Here is a 21,171-nt window from a genome sequence, read left to right as displayed (position 1 = left end):
TCTTCGCCCCTTTCTGCCCTAGCCGCGTGCTTTCGCGGGCACGAATGTTGGCCCCGTTTTGCGTGACCGGCGAGCGACCACCGCCACATCATCGAACACCAGTGGGATCGGGGCGTGTGGCTTATGCAGTGTGACCTCTATTGAATGGAGCTGCCCGTAGCGTGCGATGGCGGTTTCTGCGATCTCGGTGGCTACCGTCTCGATGAGCTGGCGCGGGGTGCCTCCTGCGATATCGTAGGCAAGCTGCGCTAGTTCGGCATAGTTGATGGTTTTGTTCAGGTCATCGCCTGCTGCGGCGTCAGCAAAGTCGAGCCAGCAGGTGATATCGATCGTGAACGCTTGGCCATGTTTGGTCTCGTGTTCGATCACTCCGTGGTGTGCGTAGACTTTCAGCCCTGTTAGTTGGATGCGGTCAGCCATTGTTACCCTCTGTTCCCGTGCGCACGCCAGCCACGCTTTCTTTTGTTCCGGTGCGCGCGCTAGCGCGCACGCCAGCGCGCACGCTTGCGGCTACATCAACCGCATCGCGCGAGACAGCTACTTCGTGTACACGCACACCCCATGCGCCAAGGTGGGCGGATATCGTGGTGACTGCTGCGGTTGCCGGGTCGGCATCAAGGGGGCCATGGTCGAGGCCACGGGCAGCGCGGATTTCGGTGAGGAACCGTTTCCGGCTTGCACCTACCAGCAGAGGGAATTCGCCTGCGATAAATTCAGGTAGTGCGTTGAGAAGCGCCCAGTTATCAGCCGCGGTTTTTGCAAAGCCGAGGCCCGGGTCCAGCACGATCTGGTCATGTTCCACACCGGCTGCCAGAGCATTATCGACGAGGCGCTGGAGTGTTTCGTGGACATCACGCACAACATCCCCACCATGGTCGGCTGCACCTGCTGCATCACCGAATTCACCGGATTGCACTGTCCGCCAGTGCATCAGGCACACCGGCAAACCGGTGTCAGCCATGACCTTGTACATCGCGGGATCGGCCAGGCCCCCTGAAACATCGTTGATCATGTGCACTCCGGCATCGGCAGCTGCTTGGGCGGTTGAGGCCCGCATTGTGTCCACAGACGTGGAGATGCCTTCGTCGTTAAGCGCCCTGATCAAGTCCGATGCACGCTGCGCCTCAAGCTCGGGCGGGACGCGTGTGGCGCCGGGGCGGGTGGATTCCGCGCCTACATCAATCATGTCGGCACCTAGGCGGATAAGCTCGCGTGCGTGCTCAACGGCCTTGTCCAGCTCAATCCACTTTCCGCCGTCCGAAAATGAGTCGGTGGTGACGTTCACGATGCCCATCACCATGGTGCGGTGAGGCGGGGTGAGATCGGCTACTGTAATCATGCTTTACCTCCGGATTAAGCTGAGAACCTCGGCGCGTGAGGCCGCGTTTCGTTTGAATCCTCCGCGCACCGCACTTGTTGTTGTGATTGCGCCTGGTTTGCGAATTCCACGCATGCCCATGCACATGTGTTCACATTCAATGACCACGATAACGGATTGCGCATCGAGCTTATCGACGAGGGCGTCAGCGATTTGGCTGGTCAACCGTTCCTGCACCTGGGGCCGTTTTGCATACAAATCCGCTAAGCGAGCCAGCTTTGACAAGCCGGTCACTTTGCCCTCTTTGTTGGGGATATAGCCGATGTGGGCCTTGCCGTAAAACGGTACAAGGTGGTGCTCACAGGTGGAATATATCGGGATGTCACGAACGAGCACCAGCTCTTGGTGGTCCTCAGCAAACGTGGTGCCAAGCACCTCGGTGGGATCTTCGTGGAGTCCAGCGAAGATTTCCGCGTAGGCGCGGGCGACTCGCCCAGGAGTGTCCTGCAGACCTTCACGTTCTGGGTCCTCCCCAATAGCGATGAGCAGTTCCCGCACGGCGGCTTCGGCCCGAGCATGGTCGAACTCGGCGATCGCAGGAATATTGGTGCTGTTATCCACTCTATCCATTCGGTCAGTCCTTCCGATGCTTTCCTGGATCGCCATAACCGGCGGGATCAGCGTGGTCCCCATCGGGAAGCTGTGGCTCAGGCTCGTTCGGGCGGGCGACATCGGCCGGGTCAACCTTTGGCATCTGTGTGGTTTTTCCTCAGACGGCCACGCATGGTCGGGGCGTTCGTGCTCCGGCAGGCGGAACCCGATCTGCTCCTCCGGCTCCAGAGTGCTGGATTGTTTCGGTTGGCCTGCGCCGTAATTCTTGATACCTGGGTGCTCCGCGGGGCGCTGCGGCGAATTCGGTTGGTCCGGCTGGGCAGGCTGGACCGGCTGGACCGGCTGGTTCGTACCATCCTGTCCTGGCCAGGCTCCGCCGGGCACGTGCCAGTTCGCGGGTGGTTGCTCACCGCCGTAACGCGGTGGGACCTGCGGCCCCGCAGTACCGGGCTGTCCGGGCTGTCCGGGCTGGCCCGGCTGGCCCGGCCAGCTGCCCGCGTTTATGGAGGTCGAGCCTGTACCTGCCCACTTCGGCGCGGTGGAGTCACGCTTGGCGCGCTCGGCACGCTCCTTTTCACGCTTGGCTCGAGCTGCCCGTGAGGCCTCCAAGAGAGAGAACTGCTTCGGTGGCTCTTCCCCACGCTCCTCGGCCAGCTCCACCGGAGTCTTTACAGGCTCATAACCGGGTTGCTGGGGGAAGCGCTCGTCGAGAAGCTCCAAGCCCGAAGGCTGCGGATCAATATCGTCGAAGATCACCTCGAGGTCAGGCCGGCGCAACGTCTCCTTCTCCAGCAGTTTAGTAGCCAAAGTATCCAGGTAATCGCGGTGATCACGCAAGATGGCGTAGGCGCGCTCATGTGCGGCGTCGATCAGCGCGTGGACTTCCCGGTCGATCGTCTCCGCAACATGTGGCGAATAGTCCAACGCACCGCCGGCACCATGGCCAGAGAAAGGATCACCCTGCTCCTCGCCGTACTTCACGGTGCCCAGCGTAGAGCTCATGCCATACTCGGTGACCATGGCCCGTGCAATTTTGGTGGCCTGCTCAATGTCAGCGGAAGCACCCGTGGTCACTTCACCGAAAACAAGCTCCTCTGCCGCGCGCCCACCCATGGCGAACACGAGGCGGGCATAGAGCTCATCGCGGTTGTACATGCCCTTATCGTCCTCAGCGGCAGTCATCGCATGCCCGCCGGTGCGACCACGGGCAAGAATGGTCACTTTGTAGACGCGTTCAATATCTTTCAGCGCCCACGCCGATAGCGTGTGGCCGCCTTCGTGGTAGGCGGTAATCTTCTTCTCGCGCTCCGAGATCACGCGCGAGGAGCGGCGTGGGCCACCAATCACGCGGTCGGTCGCTTCCTCCAGCGCGTCAGCAGTAATCACGTTGCCACCAATGCGGGCAGTAAGCAGTGCCGCCTCATTGAGCACGTTCGCAAGGTCAGCACCACTCATACCGGCAGTACGTTTTGCAAGCGAGTCGAGGTTGGCGTCGTCGGCAAGCGGTTTGCCCTGCGCATGCACCTTGAGAATCTGCGCACGCCCAGCCAAATCCGGATTAGTAACAGGAATCTGGCGGTCGAAGCGGCCAGGGCGCAACAGCGCAGGATCCAAGATATCGGGGCGGTTCGTCGCCGCCATCAAAATCACACCCTCGCGGTCACCAAAGCCATCCATCTCCACCAACAACTGGTTCAGGGTCTGCTCGCGCTCATCGTGGCCACCGCCCATGCCGGAGCCACGCTGGCGGCCCACGGCATCAATCTCATCGATGAAGATGATGCACGGCGAGTTCTCACGCGCCTGCTTAAACAGGTCACGCACACGCGACGCACCCACGCCCACGAACATTTCTACGAAGTCAGAGCCCGAAATCGTGTAAAACGGCACCCCGGCCTCACCCGCAACCGCTCGCGCTAATAACGTCTTACCCGTACCCGGAGGGCCGTAGAGCAACACGCCACGCGGAATCTTCGCACCCAGCCGTTCGTAAATCGTGGGGTCTTTGAGGAAGTCAACAACCTCTTGCAGCTCGTCGACGGCGTCGTCGGCACCTGCGACATCCTCAAATGTGGTGTCAGGGTTGTCCTTGGTCATTTCCTTGGCTTTGGACCCACCAATTCCAAATATTCCGCCAGACTGCATGCGGTACATGAAGAAGAACAGCAGGCCGAAGATCAGGATCATCGGCAGCATGAAGCCCAACATGCTCATCAGGAAGGATTCCTGGGTCACATTAGTGGTGTACTTCTCAGCGCCAGAGTTAGCCACCGCGTCAAAGACCTGCGGGGTGGTGCGCGCCGGGTACTGCGCCATGATCTCCTCGACGCCCTCACGTTCTTCTACCGTGATGGGTTCATTCAGGGTTATCCGCAGGCGCTGCTCGCGGTCATCAATCTGCACCTCCTTCACGTTCTGGTTCTTGAGTTGCTCCATGGCAACCGAAGTTTCCACGCGCTGGAAGCTGCGAGTTTCATCCCCAAGCAGGGTGAAGAGGTACAAAATCATCAGCACTACGGCTGCGATGATGCCGTAGCGCACCACTTTACTGTTTTTCATTGATTACTTTCGTTAACCGGAAAAGTAGCTATTGGGTCTAACGCAGATCTCCGGTGATTCGTTCCCGTGTCTTGCGGTGCGCGCACGCCCCTGGTTAATCATTGTCGCTATACACACGCGGATGGAGCGTGCCGACGAAAGGCAGGGCACGATACCGTTCCGCATAGTCCAAGCCATACCCAACCACGAACTCGTTAGGAATGTCGAACCCAATATCCAGCAGCTCCACGTCCGCTGTTTGGATCTCTGGTTTGCGCAGCAACGTGATCGCCCGCAGGGAGCGCGGATTACGGCCCCGCAGGCTCTTCATCAGCCAGCTCAGCGTGAGGCCAGAGTCGATGATGTCTTCAACGATGAGCACATCGCGATCTTGGATATCTTTGTCCAGGTCTTTCAGAATGCGAACCACACCAGACGAGGTGGTGGAATTACCGTACGACGACACCGCCATGAACTCCACCTCCGACGGAATTGACAGCGCGCGAGCAAAATCGGTGAGCATAAACACCGCACCTTTAAGCACACAGACCAAGATCAAATCTTTTTCGCAGTCCCGGTACTTCTCGCTGACTACGTCGGCAAGCTCCTGGATGCGTTTCTGAATCTCTTCTTCGGTGATCAACACTGCCTCAATGTCGTCGCCGTAGTAGTTGGCCGGTACGTTGAAGTCTTTCTTGTCATGCATCTTAGTCATGGGCGCCCTCAATTATCGCTGCTTAGGTGCTGGTGAGAACCATCCGGATAATGCCACCCGGATCGTGGCTTTCAGTGTAGTGATTACCATGTGTATTCTCCCAAAGGGCGCTCCGCACAGCTGGGGCTGACTCGTGTCCGGGTGGCAGGTTATTCTAAAGAATATGACCGACTCGCCACAGATGGCATCCCCATGTACCCCGACCATGTACCCCGCTTTTCGCCACCACAGTCGCCCATACCGACCCTGATACAACCACCCGGGTTCCCGCTCTCAAGGAGGGGGTTCCGCGATTTTTGTTTATTGCCCCATTACAGCGGATTTCTAGGCGGCGCTGCTACTGAGACACTCCTCGACGTGGACTCTATCCAAAAACTCTATCGAGAAACTCTATCGAGAAACGAGGCTACCATGCCCGTGATCCGCGGAAAGACAAAGTGGGCCCGGGATTCCACTTCCGCATCGTTGCATTGATTGCCGAGGTATCGCGGATCAGAGATGGAAGTAACGATAGGTTGGCAGAACCGTGATAAAGGTCTCGAAAGCCTATTTCGATCAGATACATTCCCTGATGAACACCAGTTTCCCGCTGGCACAATCCGAGTCCCACATGGTCGAAGACGCCAGCGACACTGCCTTGGCTCGATGGCGCATCCTCAACTCGGGATTGCGCAAGGAGTTCTGGCCGCGCTGAATTCGGAGCCTAGTCAGCTCCATAATTTCGCCCTACCTACGTAGCGCAACTAGCTGCCCGTTGCGGCGTACAACGGCCAGGCCCCCACCCACAGGAATAGGGCCTTGCCCGCGCCAGTCGGTGCACAACCGCGCGATATCGCTTATCGACGACGCACTGGGCGCTGCCCCCATTTCATGCAGCCAGGCCGCAATTTTGCGGTGGCGAAGTGCTGGGTGGTCGTCGGCAAGCTCGGAGCAATCGGTGGTGGGGGCAACCAGCGGGGCCAGGAAATCCTCCGTGGCGGCTAGCTGGTGGGCTGCCCGTGCGAGCGGGGCTGTGGCGTCGCCGCCGAGGATGTCTGCAAGGAGGGGCAGAACCTCGTGACGGATGCGTACTCGGCGGTAGGCGCGATCTTGGTTCATCGGGTCGTCCCAGAAGTCCAGGCCTAGCTCGTGGCATGCGCCCACGGTGTCGGCGCGGCGTAGATCAAGCATGGGCCGTACGATCTGGCCGGTGCGTGGGCTCATGCCGGCAGGATGGGAGCGCAGCGCTGTGAGCAGGAGCGTTTCGGCTTGGTCGTCTGCTGTGTGGCCCACCCAGACATCGCGTCTGTCAGCCACTTCGTGCAACGCGGCGTAGCGGGCTGTGCGGGCCTGGGCCTCCACGTTGCCCGGCGCGACGGTAACACGTATGACCTGGGCGTCGACGCCTAGAGCGCGGGCCTGATCGGCGGCATGCTGGGCAACTTGCGCCGAGTTTTCTTGCAGCCCGTGGTCGACAACAACGGCCTCCACGTTTTTGTTTTCGGCCGCTGCTGCCGCCACGAGTGCCAGCGAGTCCGGCCCGCCCGACAGTCCGATCACCGCGGGTGTGTCCCAGGGCCGCACGGCGCGTCGACACGCGAGGAAGTGGGGCGAGTGGCGGGGCCAAAACGGTGTGTCGGGCACGTGGGGCTCCGCTTCTAGAAGTCGCGCAGAGCGGACGCCATGGTGTCCATCGCCCGGCGCGCGGGGTCAATCTCCACACCATTGGAGAGGAAGGCGAAGGTGTACACGTTGCCTTTGTCGCTGGTGACGGTGCCGGCCAGCGCATTAACACCGGTGAGTGTGCCAGTTTTGGCGCGTACCCAGCCTTTGCCTTGGAGGTCGCCATAGCGGGTGGTTAGGGTGCCTTCGCCGCCGGCGACGGGCAAGGTAGTTAGCAGGAGTGCGAGGGTGCCTCTTTCTCCGCCGACCGAGCTTGCGAGGGCGCCTCCTTCGTCGGCGCCGGAGGTTGCGACGTCGCCTCTTTCTCCGCCGACCGAGCTTGCGAGGTCGGCGCTGCGCAGGAGGATGTCGTCGATAAGCGCGGGTGTGATGTTGTTGAGGGTGGACAGTCCGGAGTTGTCGGCGAGTGTCACCCCGGTCAGGTCGTAGCCGTGTTCTCCCAGAACATCGAGGGTGTGTTGCGGGGCGTTGAGTACGGTTGCGTTTCCGCCGACGCGGGCGGCTGCGACTTCGCGCCCGATGGCTTCTGCCATGACGTTGTCGGAGTTTTTCATCATCACGCGCAGCCGCTCGATCAGCTCAGGCGAGTGCACTTCGGCGATCACTTCGGCACCCTCTGCTGCCTCGGAGTAGCCCACGGTGGCCGCGCCTACCTTGCCCGCGACGGCCTGTGCCACATCGAGTGCTGGGGTGTGGGAGCGGGGCACGTCGCCCTCTGTCGCGCCGATGCGTCCGGCGTTTATCATCACGGGCTGCAGGGGTGCCACGTAGCCGGCATCGACGTTGCCAGGGTCCCATTCGGGCATCATTTCTTGCTGTCCGGACCATGCTCGCGTATCGACGAACACAGCGTTTGCCTGCCCGATCTGCTCGGCGAGCTGCGCCACTGTGTCCTCGGTCAACCACACGTCGCCTGCGGCTTTGATTACTACGTCGCCCTCGTTGGCGCCGCGTACCACCTGGGTGGTGATCCGGTCGGCCGGGTCCAAGGTGTACAGCGCGGCCGCTGTGGTGAGCACTTTCGTTGAGGATGCTGGGGTGAGCGGTTGGTCGGAGGAGGCGTCGAAAAGCACTTCGCCGGTGAAGGCATCGGAGACGCGGGCGTGGAATGTTCCCAAGGCGGGGTCGTCGGCAAGTGCTTGCAATGTGGCGGTGAGCTGATCGCGGTTGATGGTTTCGGGGGTGGCGGGGACCAGCACGTCGGCGGCTTCGGGCATGGCGTAGGCGGGTGCAACTTCGAGCTGGGAAAGCTCGGAATGCACGTAGTACCCGGTTCCGGCGACCGCGCCGACGGCGCCGAGTGCGACTACTGCTGCGATAGCTGTCACTGTTTTCTTGCCACTCACAAGCAACCAGCATACGCAAGGTAGGCTTGGAGTTGATTTTGCACCTACCAATGAAGGAGTACGGCATGGCCGTTGAAGTCACCATTGAGATCCCGAAGGGCTCGCGCAACAAGTACGAAATCGATCACGAGACCGGCAGGGTCCACCTCGACCGCTACCTGTTCACCCCCATGGCCTACCCGGCTGACTACGGCTATATCGAGAACACGCTTGCCGACGACGGCGATCCCATGGACGCTCTGGTCATTCTGCCGGAGTCTGTGTTTCCTGGCGTGATCGTTGAAGCTCGCCCGATCGGTGTGTTCAAGATGACCGACGAGGCCGGCGGTGACGACAAGCTGCTCTGCGTTATCGACGATGTGCGCTACGAAAAGTACCAGGACATTTCTGATGTGGACAAGTTCCTGCTGGATGAGATCGAGCACTTCTTTGTCCACTACAAGGACTTGGAACCAAATAAGGAAGTTTCTGGTTCTGGCTGGGGTGACAAGGCTGAGGCCGAGAAGATCCTGCAGGCTTCCATCGACGAATTTAAGCGCGCCGGCGACAACTAATCCGACCACGAAGTTTTCGTCGCTTTTCGACGAGCACAGCTCCGGCGACGGCCCTTGTCGACGAGCACCGCTGCGGCCCTGGTTTATACCGGGGCCGTTTCTTTTGGCCTGCCCCGTTTTGCTCCCCCTTCCCCTTTCTGCGCCCCCTTCCCCTTTCTACGCCCGCCCCCTTTTTTGCTTCCCCTGTCGTAAAAGGAAGTAATCACACTTTGAGGTTTGTCACTCCGGCCCCAAAAATCAGCCGAATCTGTGCATCCTCAATGTGTGATTACTTCCTTTTACGCTGTTGCAGTAGGCGGCGGGCCGCCACCGCGCCGCCCCCGCCTCGCCATCGATGATCCCCAACCGGACTGGCGTGTCTCTCACAGGGCAAATGAGGAGTAGGTAGCCTCACGCTTATACCAAATTTCAACCATTTACTTTGTGGTAAGAGGTCTTAGCTGTTTCTGATACTTCCATCGATTTTCTCTACCTCGACGAACAAGACATGATTGATGCCGGCGTGACAGATATTGCGCGCTGCGTGGATGTGATGGAAGAAACCCTGATCCTGGTGCGCGATGGAGACTTCCGCATGGCTGGGGCTAACGCCATGTCTCATGGTGCAATGATCAGTTTCCCGAAAGACCCAGCGCATACGAATATGCCTGCCGACGGGCCGGACCGCCGCTTTATGGCGATGCCTGCTTATCTCGGCGGCCGTTTCGGCACCACAGGCGTAAAGTGGTACGGCTCGAATATCGCCAACCGTGGGAAAGGTCTGCCGCGTTCGATCCTGATGTTCCAGCTTAATGACACTGATACGGGCGCGCCCCTGGCATATATGTCTGCCAACCTCTTGTCGGCGTATCGCACTGGCGCAATCCCCGGTGTTGCTGTGAAGCACTTAGCGCGCGAAGATGCCCAAACCATGGGTGTGATTGGCCCGGGCGTAATCGGCCGTTCGGTCACCCAGACCACCCTGACACTGCGCCCGAGCATTACCCGCATTGTGGCTAAGGCGCTTGACGACGCGGACGTGCAGCGCTTCGCCGACTACATCACACCTCGCTTCCCGCAGGTCACCGAGATTGTCTCCGCCGCATCTTATGAGGAAATCGCCCGTGAATCCGACGTCTTGACCGTCACTGTAACCACCAACGGCTCCGGTTCATCCGCCTACCCTTTCTTAAAGAAGGAATGGATCAAACCCGGTGCGCTTCTGCTGCTGCCTGCCGCAGTACGTTTCGACGACGATGAACTCATCCAGGGGGATGCCCGCATGGTGGTTGATGCGTGGCGCTTGTACGACGCCTGGGCCGAAGAGTACGGAGTGGAAGCATATGAGCGACTGGGGATCGTCGGCACGCACTGGCATGATCTAATGCGCGCCGGCCGTCTTGCCGCAGACCGGATTGAGGAGATAGCAGATATCGCGTCGGGGCGTCGCCTCGAACGGACTAGTGCTAACCAGATCTTCCTCTATTCTGCTGGCGGGATGCCCGTGGAGGACGTAGCGTGGGCAACCGACGTGTACCGTAATGCGGTGAAAAAGGGAATCGGTACCAAGTTAAACCTGTGGGATAAGCCCGCGTTGGCATAAACTTGGCGGACATGAAAGAAGTAACCGTTAAAGAAGTCCCCGACAATGCACAGCTGATCGATGTCCGCGAGGTTGACGAGTTCGCCGAGGTCCACGCGAAGGGTGCGGTGAATCTGCCACTGAGCAACTTCGCCACTCTCTCGGACAAGATCGACCCTTCCCAGCCGATCTATCTCATCTGCCGTTCCGGCGGCCGCAGCGCGCAGGCCGCCGAATACTTGGAGAGCGTTCGCGGTTGGGAGAATATCCACAACGTTGTCGGTGGCACCACCGAGTGGGTGCGGCAAGGCCTTCTCACCGAGTAATGCCATCAGCGTAATCCCCTCCGTACAGCCGCTACAGACCGCAGTTGAGCACTGCGGCCTCACTTCATGGGCGCGGGCTGTCCGGGGCAGACTAAAGGCTGAGCTTAAAGCAGCTCAGGTGTGATCATCACTCCAACACCTGGAACTTCTCGTTCCTGGTCACCGGTACTATCCGAAGCCCGTCTGTCGGAAGATGATCAGCTATCCACTTAGCAAAATCCTCACTATACAACGTCTCCAACCACATCGTCGGCTCCTGTGGTGATTTACGAATCCGGAAAAATGGTGCGTCAGGAACATCCTCATACAAAGAAAACGGCTTAAACCCAACATAGGTGCCGTACTGGGTGGTAATCCGACACTCAGCAAACGCACCTTCATGCTGGGCCAAATAATCCCGCACACGCTGAGCGAACGACGACTCAACCACGAGACTCTCCAGATTACAGTCACGAAAGGGTGATCATCATGAAGATGACCTACGACAGAGAAGCCGATGCCGCATATATTACTTTTGGTAAAGATATTGAACCGAATGAATCAGCGCAACAGGTTTCTCTCATAGAAACACCAAATGGGCAAACGCAAGTGACGATTGATGTTGATAGTGAAGGCTACCTTCTAGGGATTGAAATACTCTCAGCGTCAGTTGGTTTACGTGATGACGTTCTTGACGAAGCACATCACCTATGACAAGTGCCCTTTATTCAACCCCTATGGACAACAAATAGAGTTTGCGAGATTTTCTAGCAATTTTCGAGAGTCGTCCCTGCCACATAATCAGCGGCAGGGACGACTTGTTTTCAGGAGAAGAATCATGAGTTGGTTTATTGACCTTTTCAAGAAGCGCACTGCCGAGGATAAGGCGCTCACGCACTCGGGTTGAAGCGTCCTGGGTTTAGTTCCGCTTCTTTTACGACCCTGTGTTGATGGGCTCGGTGAGATAGTACTCGGTTTCTACTTCTTGTGGGGTGGCGTAGTCCAATGCTTGATGGAGACGCTTGGTATTCCACCAGTAAACCCACCGCAAGGTGGCCAGTTCAACTTCTCCTACTGATGTCCACGGGCCTTGCGCGTGGATGAGTTCGGCCTTGTAGAGCCCGTTGACGGTTTCAGCCAGAGCGTTGTCATAAGAATCGCCAACTGTTCCCACACTCGGTCGGATCCCGGATTGCGCCAATGCCGTGGAGTATTTTCAACGACACATACTGACTTCCCCTATCACTGTGGTGGATCAGCTGGTTTCCATGGATTCGACCAGCAGTAGTCAGAGCATGCTCTAAAGCTTCCATAGGAAGTGCATCTGTACGCATCGTAGAGCGTGTGGCAACGCCGACAATCTTCCGATTGAATACATCAATAACAAACGCGGTGTACGCGAATCCCGAAAGGGTGCGTACGTAAGTGATATCAGCTACCCACAGCCGCCCAGGAGCCTGGGCACGGAAATTTCGCTGAACTAAATCTGGGCGATGATCCGGGACTTTCGCACGGATCGTTGTCACCGGATTACGCCCACGACGCCGGCCGCTCACACCTGCTAGTTTCATCAAACGTGCGGTCTTGTCTCGTCCAATTGGGTAGCCTTCACGGTTCATCGCGTGCCACATTTTGCGGATGCCGTAGACCGAGAAGTTCTTGTGCATGCACGCGTTGAATTTCTGGAACCAGCAAGCTATCACTCAAGGCTCTAGCACTGGGGATGCGTGTCCTGGCTTTCCGGTAACCGCGGGACGTGATGAAACCACGATCTGTCTGTGAAAGAACGCGGCAGATGGCCTCGACCCCAAACTGCTCCTTGTAAGCGCCGATGTAGGAGATCATCTGGTTGTGGGTCGGTCGAGTTCCGCCGCGAAAAAGCCGATGCGGTCTTAAGAATCCCGTTGGCTCGCTTAAGCTCGCGGTTTTCCCGACGTAGCCGCTTGAGCTCTTCTTCCATGGATTCACCACCAGACGGTTCGCCATTGTCGCGGGCTGTTATGCTTTCGCGGTACCAGGCTCGTAACGTGTGGTGGGATACCCAGAGGAGTTCTCCGACTTTCTCGTAGGCGCGTTGCAGTGAACAGGACTCCAGGCGGACCATTTCAACGATCTGATGGACCGCCTTCTCCTTGAACTCGACAGAATACTTCTTGGGCATAGTGCTCAATCCTTCCTTAGTTGAGGTAGGAACTAAACCCAGGACGCTTCACGTTACAGCTTTTTCTTTGGGCCCACGAGCGCGGGTAAGCCGGTGACGGAACGCAGTGCGATGCAGATGACTGCGGCACATAGGTCTTTTGGGTTCGTGCTGACCATTCGTCTTTCATCTCGGGCCATTGCGCAATAACTCTTGACCCCTTGAGAAAGAAAAACTCCTGGCCTGAGACACGCATATGGGCATCAATGCCTTTAGATTTCACTTCTAACCTGAATTCTGGAAGCCCGGGGAATTAGCGAACGCCAGATCAAACGCCTAGCGGCCACTAACTGGCGCGAGCATCCCAGCAACCTGCACATCTATGCCCCGACCAGCTTGTTGCCAAGCTAGCGGCCTATTCACCCAGCGACGACCAGTACGAGGCAATGATGCGCACATTAACAAACGTCGATGTTCTTATCCTCGACGACTTTTGCACCATCAGCGTGGACCTGCGCGGACAAGAAGACCTGACCAAGATCGTAATCGAGCGAGATGGCCGACTGCCGACCATTATCTGCTCACAATCAACCGCCGCCTACTGGGTCAAAGTCTTTCCTAGCCGCATCGGCGCGGAATCACTCGTCAGCAGGCTCAACAACGGACGTCGACTCAAGATAGGCGATTTCGACATGCGGAAGCATCTAGCAAAGCAGGCCGCAGCAGCCCAAGACAGCGACTAACCCCCCACAACCCCACATCAACACCCAGCGCCGACCACAAACCCGGAAGCCGACAGTACCGTCTCACCGGAACCGCAGTACCACCAACCCGCTCCTGGCAGCCGGAGACTAAAACTCGCGATAAATCAGTAAATTTATAACACTTGCAAGAATTAGAATTATCGTTTTAAATTCAACTCTCATGCAACGAAAAAGCTTTTGAGTCATCTCCGAAACCTCAATGGGGGTTGCATATGGGTGCGCTTTAGACTGCCAGATCATATGGGCAACGGGACCAATTTCGCCCTTGTTTAGTAGACCGCAGCACGCGCGACCATTAGTTCTGCGACCAATAGCTGGGCTGTATCAAGGTGTAGTGCTGGTGTGGAGTTGCTACGCTGAGCCCACTCCGCATCACCTATTGCATTAAAAACACCACGCTATACAGTTGATGGGTAGCAACCTATCGTTTTATTTTCTAACGATGGCCATTTACCATTGTGGCTATGTCACAGTCGCTTAGTTTACCGCCAGCGTTGCTGGCCTCCCCGTCGTTCCAGATTGAGCGCGTGCGCCGCCGCACCCGCGATGAGGTTGAGGCCGTCCTGGCAAGCCAGGACACCAATATGCGTGAATTTTGGGTGCTCACCTGCATCGTTGAGGAAGACGCAGCCAGCCAAACGCACTTGTCCGACACTCTGGCCATCGATGCCTCTGATATGGTTCGCCTCATCGACGCGTTGGAAAAACACGGCTGGGCCAGCCGCGAGCGGGACCCTGATGATCGGCGCCGTCAGATCATCGCTCCAACAAAAGACGGTAAGAAAGCCCAAGCCAAGCTTGCTGAACTTGTCACTGCGGCCGAGGACCGCGCCCTGGATGCTTCCACCACCAAGCAGCTCAAGCACCTAAAGAAGCTGACCAAGGCGATCCTCAAGGACGAGGACTAGTGCAGCAGTTTCTCGCCAGTGAGAAAGCTCCTGCGCCACGCACTCTGATCGACATTTTTGTCGCCACCGCTACCACCTACCCGGAGGCGGCGGCGATCGACGACGGTGACGTGATCACCTACGCCGAGTTACTCGAGGAGGTTCAGGCGTGGGCCAACGAGCTGCACCGCAACGGCATCCGTCGCGGTGACCGCATTGGTATCCGCATGACCAGCGGTTCGCGCGAGCTCTACACCGCCATCCTGGCCACGCTTTATGCCGGTGCCGCCTATGTGCCGGTTGATGCCGATGACCCGGATGAGCGCGCCGAACTCGTCTTTTCGGAGGCCCGCATCGACGGGCTTTTCGACGACGAGGGCTTCCGCATGCTTTCCGACGACCACGGCGACGACTCCGGTACTTCCACCAGCCAGGGCGACCATCTGCCCACGCTTGACGACGACGCCTGGATCATCTTCACCTCTGGCTCTACCGGCACCCCGAAAGGTGTGGCAGTCCAGCACCGTAGTGCCGCTGCCTTCGTCGATGCCGAGGCGCGGCTCTTTCTAGCCGAGTCACCCCAGGGCCCGCTTGGCCCCGAGGACCGCGTGCTTGCAGGCTTGTCTGTCGCTTTTGATGCCAGCTGTGAGGAGATGTGGTTGGCGTGGCGCTCAGGCGCATGCCTTGTTCCCGCGCCGCGTTCGCTTGTGCGCTCTGGCCAGGACTTAGGCCCGTGGCTGATTCGCCGCGATATTACCGTCGTGTCCACGGTTCCCACACTGGCGGGCCTGTGGCCTGCGGAGGCTTTGGATCACGTGCGCCTGCTTATCGTGGGTGGTGAGGCCTGCTCCCAGGAGCTGGTTGACCGTTTGGCCACCAGCGAGCGTGAAATGTGGAACACCTATGGCCCCACAGAAGCTACCGTGGTGGCATCGGCTGCCCAACTTTTCCCCGGCCAGCCAGTGGGCATCGGCCTTCCGTTGGATGGTTGGGATCTGTGGGTCGTCGATAAGCACGATCAACAGGTGGGCGTTGGTAAGGTCGGCGAGCTGATCATTGGTGGGGTCGGCCTGGCACGCTACCTTGACCCGGTAAAGGATGCGGAGAAGTACGCACCGATTAAATCGCTTGACGTGAGTCGCGCCTACAGGTCTGGCGACCATGTGCGCTTGGAGGAAGATGGCCTGTACTTTGTGGGGCGTGTCGACGACCAGGTCAAGATCGGTGGCCGGCGCATTGAGCTTGGTGAAGTTGATGCCAACGTGGCGGCCCTGCCGAATGTGTATAACTCGGCCGTTGCTGTGCAAAAGACCGGCGCGGGTGACTCCGTGCTGGTGGGCTATGTGTCCCTGGACAACCCGGAGGAAGGGTTCGACCATGAGGCCGCACACAACAAGCTGGGTGAAACAATGCCCGCAGCCCTGGTCCCACGCATCTGTGTGATGGATGAGCTGCCGGTGACTACCTCCGGCAAGGTGGACAAGAAGGCGTTGCCGTGGCCACTGCCTGGTGTGGGTGTGGAGGCCACCGGTTTGACCCCGACTGAGGCGTGGCTGGCCGGGATCTGGGTGGACGTGCTGGGTGTGTCGGTGGACAACAAGGATGCTGACTTTTTCGAGCTCGGCGGCACCTCGCTGGCCGCAGCGACCCTGGTGGGGCGTGTGCGCGAGAAAATCCCCACCATGGCTGTGCGCGACCTCTATGATCACCCACGTTTGGAGAAACTGGCCGAAACCGTGGACAGGATTGCCGCGGACACAGGCATGTCGCTTGCCGACGATCGCCCTGCCGAAACCCGCGACGTCACCCCAGTTCGTGGTGGCACACGTATCGCACAAACCCTGTTCAATATCGCTGCGATGACACTACAAGCAGCCAGCTTTGTGTCACTGTGGCTTGTGGTCTCCAACGTGCTGCACCTGCTGGGCATTGGCTGGGCCGTCCACACGAACTGGTGGTTGGTGCTGGGCCTAGTTGTCATGTTTGCCACCCCGCTTGGACGTTTGCCAATCGGTGCGGTGGGAGCGCGACTGCTCACAGGCTCGATTGCACCTGGCGACTATCCGCGAGGGGGTGCCACTCACGTGCGGATCTGGATGGCAGAGCGCTGGGCCGACGCGTCCGGCTCGCGGGCCATTTCGGGTGCCACCTGGGTGAACTACTACGCCCGCATGCTGGGCGCAACGGTGGGCAAAGGTGTGGACTTACACTGCCTACCACCGGTCACCGGCCTACTCACGCTCGGTAATCATGCGGCCGTGGAACCCGAAGTGGACTTAAGCGGCTATTGGGTCGATGGCGATGTGGTGCACGTCGGCGAGATCAGCATTGGTGAGAATGCGCGCATTGGTGCGCGCTCCACACTGCTGCCAGGTGCGGTCGTCGGAACGCGTGCCCACGTGGAAGCTGGATCAACAGTCACCGGCGACAAGCCGGTAAAGAAGGGGGCGCGCTGGTCCGGTTCACCAGCCAAAAAGGTAGGCCGGTCAAAGCACCGCTTCCCCGACGAGTTACCCCCGCGGCGTTCGTACTGGGTGTGGAGCTACGGGTTGACCTCGATCGCGTTAGAGCTGCTGCCTGTCGCAGCCGCGGCGGTTGCGGTAGCCGTCACCGTTGGCCTGACCGAAGCCACGGGCAGCAACCCCTATATCGGTGCGCTGTTGTTTGCTCCACTAGGAGGGCTGGCTATGTTTGTTTTCACGATGGTGGCCACCTGGATCGGTGTGCGCGTGCTACAGATCGGCATCAAACCCGGTGTCACTGCCGTGCGCTCCTTCGGCGGCTGGCGACTGTGGGCCATTACCCGCCTGATGGATGACGCCCGCACCCGCCTATTCCCGTTATACGCCGGGGCGATCACACCGCTGTGGCTGCGCAGCCTCGGTGCAACTATCGGCAAGAACGCCGAGGTCTCCACTGCCGTGATGGTGCCAGCGCTGTCGGACGTCAAAGAGGGCGCTTTTCTTGCCGACGACACCATGATCGGCGGCTACGAACTCGGCGGCGGCTGGATGATGACCGGCGATACCACCGTAGGTAAACGCTCCTTCGTGGGTAACTCCGGCATTACCGCACCGGGACGCAAACTTGCCAAGAACTCGCTGGTGGCCGTGCTGTCATCAACGCCGAAGAAGGCGAAGGCTGGATCCAACTGGTGGGGGTCCCCACCGGAGCGGATGCGCCGCGTCGAGGTCGAAGATGCTGCTGGTGAGGCACGCACGTATGCCCCGTCGCTGGGTTTGAAGTTCGCCCGTGGCCTGGTGGAAACGATGCGCCTGCTCGCACCGATGACTTTCGCGCTGATCGCCGCCGCGATTGCCGGCGGGTTCCACTACCTCCTCCAAGCTGTAGGCACGTGGGCACCATTCGCATTCGGCGGACTCATCCTCATGGCGGCCGGTCTGCTCGCGATGGCAATCACAGTAGTTGTGAAGTGGGTGTGCGTCGGCACGCACCGCGCCGGCGACCACCCGCTATTCAGCTGGTTCGTGTGGCTCAATGAGCTGCAGGACGCCTTCGTCGAAGCCGTCGCAGCACCATATTTCTTAAACCCCACCTCCGGTGCCGGTGAGCTCAATGTGGCACTACGGGCACTTGGTGTGAAGATTGGGCGTGGCGCGTGGATAGAGTCCTACTGGTTCCCCGAAACAGACCTGTGTTATGTCGGCGACGCCGCTACTGTCGGCCCCGGCACCGTGGTGCAAACGCACCTGTTTCAGGACCGTGTGATGAGCCTGGACACCGTGGAGATCGGTGCGGGTGCGACGTTAGCCGCGCATTCGGTTGCGCTACCGGCATCATCGGTCGGCGACGGTGCCACCGTGTGGCCGGGTTCGCTGATGATGCGCGGCGACCAGGTGCCTGCCGGCACCGTGTGGCAAGGCAACCCCATCGAGCCGCGGATGTAGCACAAAATCTACTCGCCAGAAAGAATTCCAATCCTGATGGTGCGCACACCCAACCACTCACCTGTCCGGCCAATAACTCCCCTTAAAGTTACTACATTAAGTAAACGGGCGAGCCTAGTGTCCGGTAGCAGTGAGGCGCAGCACTAAAACAACGCTGGGCGGATGTGATCCCAGGCGGGCTGGAGTTCTTGTTCAAAGTTGCGCCAGTTGTGGCGTCCATCGCCCTTGTAGTGCACCTTGTGGTGGTTCATCCCCTTGGCTCGCATGGCCTTATCAAGATCGCGGGTGCATTCCAGCACACCGTTTTCTAGAATGTAGCCGATTGCGAGATCTTCGGTGGAGGTGTCCTGCTCAGATGGCACAGGCGAGATGCCCCCGTCAGCTGCAGAGAGGTAAACCGGCATCGTCGCTAAGCCCTCTGGATGTGCCACGGTGTTGTGGCGGTGCCACCGCTTAGAGCCATAAGGCCCGTACATGTTCTCCACCGTGCCACCGCGCGATTCCACAACAGTGCTGGTGATTTGGTATCCAATGGGGTCCAGTGTCGAATAGCACCCGGAGATGCCGAACGTGGCGTCGAAAAGCTCGGGGTAGGTCGCGGCCAGGTGCACCGCAGCTGTCGCCCCCATCGATAAACCACCGATGGCGCGTTTTCCGTTGAAGTAGATGTCTGGCTGCGCTTCGACCAGCGGGAGCAGCTCGGCCATGATGAAAGTCTCCCACTGCTGGCGGCCGAGCACCGGATCATCCTCAGCCCAGTCTACGTACCATGTGCCGTTGGCGTCGAGAGGGAATACGAGGGTGACATTTTCATCACCGAAGGTCTCGTCAATCTCTTCCTCGCCGGGGCCGTAGAGCCAACCGGAGCGAATGGGGGCCTCGACCCCGTCGAGCATAACGACGATCGGGCCTGTCGGGTTGGCGGCGGGGCGGACGTCGACAAGCATAGTCCTGCCCATCGACGGCGACGCCACCGTCCACCGCTCAATGCGGCGTCGCTCCGCACTTGACGATTGTGGAGAGATTTCACGGTTGAGCAGCTTAACCTCGGTGATGGTGTCGTCGAATGGGTAGGGCCAGCCCTCAGGTGGCGTCACGAAGGAGTCCGGGATACCCAGCGCACTTGAGCCCGGCAGGCCGACAGAACTCAGCACCGCCTGCATCGCAAGCAGCGACGAGCCGGGACGCTGGCTGGAGTTGGCGATAGCTTCGCGAAACGCTTGGCTTGACCCGCCCTCACTGGACAGGCTGGAGCCGATGGTGGAGAGGCTTGGTTCGCTAGACTGGGCGTGAGCTGGTGAAACCGCAGCCAAGGTCAGGGCGAGTGCCATAAGCCCGGCACAGGAGGCGGTGAAAAGTGATTTCATACTAAGTATTAGAACCCAACTCAGCCAATTCCGTAACTTAGATGAACAAAATTTAACCTACGGTGCCGTCTTCAGGATCCGAGGTGAAAGGAGCTAGCTCAGCAACAGTCGAAGCTAGCTCAGCCGGAGCCTCGTCGCCACGCTTATCGGCGGGAGACCTAGTACAGCGCTGGACGGATGTGGTCCCAAGCGGGCTGAAGTTCTTCCTCAAAGTTGCGCCAGTTGTGGCGCCCAACGCCCTTGTAGTGCACCTTGTGGTGGTTCATCCCCTTGGCTCGCATGGACTTATCCAGGTCGCGTGTGCAGGCATTCACACCAACTTCTAAGCCGTATCCCACCAGGAGTGTTTGGGTGTCCATTTCGTCGATCGGTGGTACCGAGTCGATGCCACCGTCAGCCGTGGAAAGGTACACCTTCATCGTGCGGAGGCCTTCGGGGTTGCTTGCGGTGTCGTGGAACTTCCACTTCTTTGAGCCTGCTGGGCCGAGCATATTTTCTACACTGCCCCCGCGGGACTCAGGCACCGAGGTGATGATCTGCTTGCCTATCGCAGAGCTTGTGGAGTAGCAGCCGGAAATACCGAAGGTAGCTGCGAACTTGTCCGGGTTAGTATTCGCTAGGTGTATCGCACCGGTTGCGCCCATTGAGAGCCCACCGATTGCACGCTTGCCGTTAAAGTTAATCCCTTCGGCACTTTCCACGGTGGGCAGCATTTCCTCCATAATGAAGGTTTCCCACTTGTGGCGGCCCAACTTCGGGTCGTCTTCTACCCAGTCGGCGTACCAGCTGCTGTTCGCATCGAGTGGGAACACGAGTGTGACATTCTCGTTGCCGAATGTTTCATCAATCTCTTCTTCGCCGGGGCCGTACAGCCAGCCGGACCGGATCGGGGCCTCAATACCGTCGAGCAGAACGACGATCGGTGCGGCCTCATCAAGGTTCTGCGCGGGCCGAACGTCCACCAGGATATTGCGACCCATGGAAGGCGAGGAAATCGTCCACCGCTCGATGTTGCGCCGTTCGGCACTGCTTGATTGTGGAGAGATTTCACGATTGATCAGTTTGACTTCTGTAATGGACTCATCAATCGGGTGCGGGTAGTTTGCTGGGGGTTCCAGCATGCCGGCTGGCACTTTGAAAGCGCTGGAGCCAGGCATCCCCACGGAACTGAGCAGGGCCTGCAAACTAAACTTCGAGGATCCAGGAAGTTGGCTGGATCCCGCAATGAAGGATCGAATGCGATCTTCGCTGGACAATCCGCCTTCGGAGCTTAAGGAACTACTCTGCCCCTCTTCCGCTGCCTGAGACGTATCTGGGTTGTTTGGGGAAGGTTCTGCAGTAGCAACGGGTAAGGTGCCAGCCACTAGGGTTGCTGCAAGGATGCTTGCAATTCCAACTGTTTTGATAGGTTTAATAGGTTTCATGCCCCCCTATCATAAACTAACTTTTCGTTTCAAACATAACTAGTGGCCAATTAATATATCGATTTAACGG

Annotated in this window: 15 protein-coding genes and 4 pseudogenes; 8 read left to right on the top strand and 11 right to left on the bottom strand. The window is 58.9% G+C overall.

Translation table 11 applies throughout. The features are described 5' to 3' along the window. Nucleotides 1-18: 18 nt before the first annotated feature. From folB to hpt, 5 genes and pseudogenes are all read right to left on the bottom strand, one after another. Entirely contained in the window at nucleotides 19-420 is a 402-nt protein-coding gene (gene folB, locus CKV99_RS00810) for a dihydroneopterin aldolase (RefSeq protein WP_092259942.1), read from the bottom strand. Then, on the bottom strand, nucleotides 413-1,339 hold the full coding sequence (folP, locus tag CKV99_RS00805) for a dihydropteroate synthase (RefSeq protein ID WP_231910122.1): 927 nt from the start codon (nucleotides 1,337-1,339) through the stop codon (nucleotides 413-415). The genes folB and folP overlap by 8 nt, the downstream gene beginning before the upstream one ends. Nucleotides 1,340-1,342: 3 nt before the next feature. Next, a pseudogene (folE, locus tag CKV99_RS14620) lies at nucleotides 1,343-1,846 on the bottom strand (GTP cyclohydrolase I FolE); the annotation flags it as partial. A 228-nt stretch (nucleotides 1,847-2,074) separates the two neighbouring features. After that, nucleotides 2,075-4,489: pseudogene (gene ftsH / locus CKV99_RS00800) on the bottom strand (ATP-dependent zinc metalloprotease FtsH); the annotation flags it as partial. A gap of 94 nt (nucleotides 4,490-4,583) precedes the next feature. Continuing rightward, nucleotides 4,584-5,174 carry a hypoxanthine phosphoribosyltransferase gene (gene hpt / locus CKV99_RS00795; RefSeq protein WP_092259982.1) on the bottom strand — a complete coding sequence of 197 codons (591 nt, stop codon included), beginning with the start codon at nucleotides 5,172-5,174 and terminating at the stop codon, nucleotides 4,584-4,586. Nucleotides 5,175-5,754: 580 nt separating this feature from the next. Between hpt and CKV99_RS14915 the strand changes: the two genes are divergently transcribed. After that, the gene (locus CKV99_RS14915; RefSeq protein WP_256232256.1) at nucleotides 5,755-5,877 is read left to right on the top strand and encodes a hypothetical protein; all 123 of its coding nucleotides are present in this window, start codon (nucleotides 5,755-5,757) and stop codon (nucleotides 5,875-5,877) included. A 32-nt stretch (nucleotides 5,878-5,909) separates the two neighbouring features. Here the strand turns inward: CKV99_RS14915 and tilS are convergent, their stop codons facing one another. Both tilS and CKV99_RS00785 read right to left on the bottom strand, forming a co-directional pair. Beyond that, the gene (gene tilS, locus CKV99_RS00790; RefSeq protein ID WP_092259938.1) at nucleotides 5,910-6,806 is read right to left on the bottom strand and encodes a tRNA lysidine(34) synthetase TilS; all 897 of its coding nucleotides are present in this window, start codon (nucleotides 6,804-6,806) and stop codon (nucleotides 5,910-5,912) included. Nucleotides 6,807-6,820: 14 nt separating this feature from the next. Then, the gene (locus CKV99_RS00785; protein WP_231910121.1) at nucleotides 6,821-8,191 is read right to left on the bottom strand and encodes a D-alanyl-D-alanine carboxypeptidase/D-alanyl-D-alanine-endopeptidase; all 1,371 of its coding nucleotides are present in this window, start codon (nucleotides 8,189-8,191) and stop codon (nucleotides 6,821-6,823) included. Nucleotides 8,192-8,256: 65 nt separating this feature from the next. Between CKV99_RS00785 and CKV99_RS00780 the strand changes: the two genes are divergently transcribed. From CKV99_RS00780 to CKV99_RS00770, 3 genes are all read left to right on the top strand, one after another. After that, nucleotides 8,257-8,745, top strand: a complete 489-nt coding sequence (locus CKV99_RS00780) for an inorganic diphosphatase (RefSeq protein WP_092259934.1) — start codon at nucleotides 8,257-8,259, stop codon at nucleotides 8,743-8,745. A gap of 487 nt (nucleotides 8,746-9,232) precedes the next feature. Further along, nucleotides 9,233-10,327: a tyramine oxidase subunit B gene (locus CKV99_RS00775; protein WP_092259932.1), complete on the top strand. Its 1,095-nt coding sequence runs from the start codon at nucleotides 9,233-9,235 to the stop codon at nucleotides 10,325-10,327. Nucleotides 10,328-10,338: 11 nt separating this feature from the next. After that, the gene (locus CKV99_RS00770; RefSeq protein ID WP_092259980.1) at nucleotides 10,339-10,632 is read left to right on the top strand and encodes a rhodanese-like domain-containing protein; all 294 of its coding nucleotides are present in this window, start codon (nucleotides 10,339-10,341) and stop codon (nucleotides 10,630-10,632) included. 127 nt (nucleotides 10,633-10,759) lie between these two features. Here CKV99_RS00770 and CKV99_RS00765 read toward each other — a convergent pair whose 3' ends face one another. Next, nucleotides 10,760-11,062: a hypothetical protein gene (locus tag CKV99_RS00765; RefSeq protein ID WP_092259930.1), complete on the bottom strand. Its 303-nt coding sequence runs from the start codon at nucleotides 11,060-11,062 to the stop codon at nucleotides 10,760-10,762. A 38-nt stretch (nucleotides 11,063-11,100) separates the two neighbouring features. Between CKV99_RS00765 and CKV99_RS00760 the strand changes: the two genes are divergently transcribed. After that, nucleotides 11,101-11,325, top strand: a complete 225-nt coding sequence (locus tag CKV99_RS00760) for a DUF2283 domain-containing protein (RefSeq protein WP_092259928.1) — start codon at nucleotides 11,101-11,103, stop codon at nucleotides 11,323-11,325. 220 nt (nucleotides 11,326-11,545) lie between these two features. Here CKV99_RS00760 and CKV99_RS14165 read toward each other — a convergent pair. Next, a pseudogene (locus tag CKV99_RS14165) lies at nucleotides 11,546-12,772 on the bottom strand (IS3 family transposase). Between the two features lie 279 nt (nucleotides 12,773-13,051). On the opposite strand from CKV99_RS14165, the pseudogene CKV99_RS00740 reads away from it, so the two are divergent. From CKV99_RS00740 to CKV99_RS00730, 3 genes and pseudogenes are all read left to right on the top strand, one after another. Continuing rightward, nucleotides 13,052-13,494, top strand: a pseudogene (locus CKV99_RS00740) (ATP-binding protein); the annotation flags it as partial. 485 nt (nucleotides 13,495-13,979) lie between these two features. Next, the gene (locus tag CKV99_RS00735; protein WP_177178131.1) at nucleotides 13,980-14,423 is read left to right on the top strand and encodes a MarR family winged helix-turn-helix transcriptional regulator; all 444 of its coding nucleotides are present in this window, start codon (nucleotides 13,980-13,982) and stop codon (nucleotides 14,421-14,423) included. Then, on the top strand, nucleotides 14,423-18,310 hold the full coding sequence (locus CKV99_RS00730; RefSeq protein WP_092259918.1) for a Pls/PosA family non-ribosomal peptide synthetase: 3,888 nt from the start codon (nucleotides 14,423-14,425) through the stop codon (nucleotides 18,308-18,310). The genes CKV99_RS00735 and CKV99_RS00730 overlap by 1 nt, the downstream gene beginning before the upstream one ends. Before the next feature lie 143 nt (nucleotides 18,311-18,453). On the opposite strand, the gene CKV99_RS00725 is transcribed toward CKV99_RS00730, so the two are convergent. Beyond that, nucleotides 18,454-19,677, bottom strand: a complete 1,224-nt coding sequence (locus tag CKV99_RS00725) for an alpha/beta hydrolase (RefSeq protein ID WP_092259916.1) — start codon at nucleotides 19,675-19,677, stop codon at nucleotides 18,454-18,456. A gap of 158 nt (nucleotides 19,678-19,835) precedes the next feature. Next, a complete protein-coding gene (locus CKV99_RS00720) occupies nucleotides 19,836-21,101 on the bottom strand; it encodes an alpha/beta hydrolase (RefSeq protein WP_092259914.1) in 1,266 nt (421 codons plus the stop codon). Between the last annotated feature and the right edge of the window lie 70 nt (nucleotides 21,102-21,171).

The organism is Corynebacterium cystitidis, from assembly GCF_900187295.1.
Taxonomy (GTDB): Bacteria; Actinomycetota; Actinomycetes; order Mycobacteriales; family Mycobacteriaceae; genus Corynebacterium; species Corynebacterium cystitidis.
Note: the sequence above shows the minus strand (reverse complement) of the source record. Positions and strands in the feature narration are given on the sequence as shown.